The 2,261-nt window shown below is 75.5% G+C and carries 2 protein-coding genes; both read right to left on the bottom strand.

Features of this window, described 5'->3' with window-relative positions; all coding sequences use genetic code 11:
• The coding region (locus tag KS423_RS43875) for a nucleic acid/nucleotide deaminase domain-containing protein (RefSeq protein WP_308020324.1) at nt 1-734 on the bottom strand (734 nt) is incomplete at its 3' end.
• 658 nt (nt 735-1,392) lie between these two features.
• On the bottom strand, nt 1,393-2,261 hold an 869-nt coding region (locus KS423_RS43870; RefSeq protein ID WP_263455850.1), incomplete at its 5' end, for a toxin glutamine deamidase domain-containing protein.

Below are 2,261 nucleotides of genomic sequence, written 5' to 3'. Positions count from 1 at the left end.
CCGAACCGCTCCGCGAGCCGGGCGGCGAGTGCCGCGTCGGTCCCGTCGGGTGCGTTGCGCACCGCGCGGGGGAAGGGCACCCGGTTGCGGGCCGGACCGTCCGGCGGCGCGGGCAGCGCCCGTACGGCGGCGGCCCGGTGGTCGAAGCGCGGGCCGTACGGGAGCTCGAAGTCGATCCGGGCGTGGGGCAGTTCGGCGGCCAGCGCGTACGACCAGTAGCCGCCGGGCAGGGCGCTCGGCCGCAGGTCGGTCCGAACGGCCAGCACGTCCTCGGCGGCGACGCCCTGCTCGCGCAGCCACCACCAGCCGCGCAGCGCCGGGTGCGGCAGGCCCGCCGCGGAGCGCAGGGCCAGGGACCGCTCCTCGCCCGTGCCGTCCCGGTAGGTCAGCTCGGCCCTGGCGCCCCGGCCGGTCGCCGGCGGGAGGGTCGGGTCGTATCCGCCGGCGCCGACGAAGTCCCGGTACAGCCCGATCACTTCGTCCACCGGCACCGAGGGCCACACCGAGAACCGACCGCTGTCCCGGTCCACCACGGCGCAGGCCGCCCCCACCTGCTCGGGCGCCCGCCGCTCCCCCGTCCGCGGGTCCACCACCACCCGGGCGGGCTCGGCCCACACCACCCAGCCGAGCTCGAACTCGTGGGTGCACACCCGCCGCACCGCCCCGGCGCCCTGCGGCAGATCCCCGTTGATCCACCGGTGCCCCGCCTCCACCGCCTGCGCCCGCGAAACCACCCGGCCACCCCCGTCCCGTCCACTCCCCGACGCCCATCCCGGCCCGATCCGCGACCCTACGCCCCCACGCCGGGCCCGCACCAAGCACCGGAAGTCACCCCCGCCGACTTCCCACGCAACCCCCGCACGCCCCGCCCCTTCCCGCCCTCACCCGCAGGAAGTCGGCCGGGCCGACTTCTCGCACCACCTCTCCCACCACTGAGCGAGGAATCACGCCGCACCCCCTCCCCCGCACCAGAAGTCGGCCCCGCCGACTTCCTGCGCAACACCCCCCACAACCCACCCACCGAATATGACGGCCGGTCTACAGACTCCCCGGCCTCCGGGAACCCGTGAGCCGAGCCGCACAGGAAGTCGACCTGGCCGACTTCCTGTGCATGCAGGTGCAGGTCAGGCAACGGGGGCGGAAGCGAGGTCAACGCCACCGACTTCCCACGCGACACCCCCATGACCCACCCGCCGAATATGACGGTCGGTCCACATATTCCCGCACACATCGAAGCCTGACCGACCCACATACACACAGGAAGTCGAACAGGCCGACTTCTCACGCAAGAGATATGACGACCGGTCTACAGACTCCCCGGCCTCCGGGAACCCGTGAGCCGAGCCGCACAGGAAGTCGACCTGGCCGACTTCCTGTGCATGCGGGCACCGGTCAGGCCGCGGGGGTGAGGTCGAGGGGGCGGCCTTCGGGGGTGAGGGCGATGGCCCAGAGGCCGTGGGTGGCGGGGTGGAGGGGGGTGGGGGCCTGGCGGGCGAGTTGGTGGTCGAGGTAGGTGACGGTGTCCTGGTGGTTGACGGCGTTCCAGGCGTGCGGGCGGCCGTAGGCGTCGAGGGTGAGGAGCACCGCCTGGGAGCCGTGGCCGGCGCGGCGGAGGTCGTCGGCGAGGCGGTCGAAGGCGCGGTCGCCGTCGCCCAGGTCCCGGAACGGGGCGCCGAGTTCGCGTTCGGCGCGGTCCCGGCCTCCGCGTTCACCGGCGTCGCCCTCGGTGGGGATGCGCGGGGCCGCACAGGTCGGGCGGCCGGTGTAGCACTCGACCGCGGAGAGGGCGATCTCCAGGCTGTTGTTCGCCCGGCCCGGTTCGCGGTAGCCGCCGTCGTTGACGGCCTCCGCCCAGCCGCCGGCCGCCGGGTCGGGGTGGCGCACGGGCCGGCCCTCCTCGTCCCGGGGTGCGCGGCGTTCGAGCTCGGCCTGGTGTTCCGGGTCGACCGGCCCAAGCCCGCCCGGCAGGCCGTACGGACGGCTGTCGGCGATGCTGCGCAGCCGTACCGCCGGATCGTCCGGCTGGGCTCCGCGCCGTGCGCGAAGGGCGAGTTGGAGGGCCATCGCGTGGGCGGTCGCGACCGGGACCGCGCCCCAGGCGAGGGTCGGGTCGGCGAGGCCCGCCGCGTTCTCCCGTCGCCGGGCCTCCCCCGGGTGCGCTTCGGGCCGGCCGGTCACGGGGGTGGTCCCGACGATCGGGGGTGCGGCCGGAGGCGGTGGCGCGGCATGGACCGGCGGCGGTCCGACGACCGGGTGCGGCG

The organism is Streptomyces sp. LS1784, assembly GCF_020103755.1.
Lineage (GTDB): Bacteria > Actinomycetota > Actinomycetes > Streptomycetales > Streptomycetaceae > Kitasatospora.
This window is presented reverse-complemented; position numbering and strand designations above follow the sequence as displayed.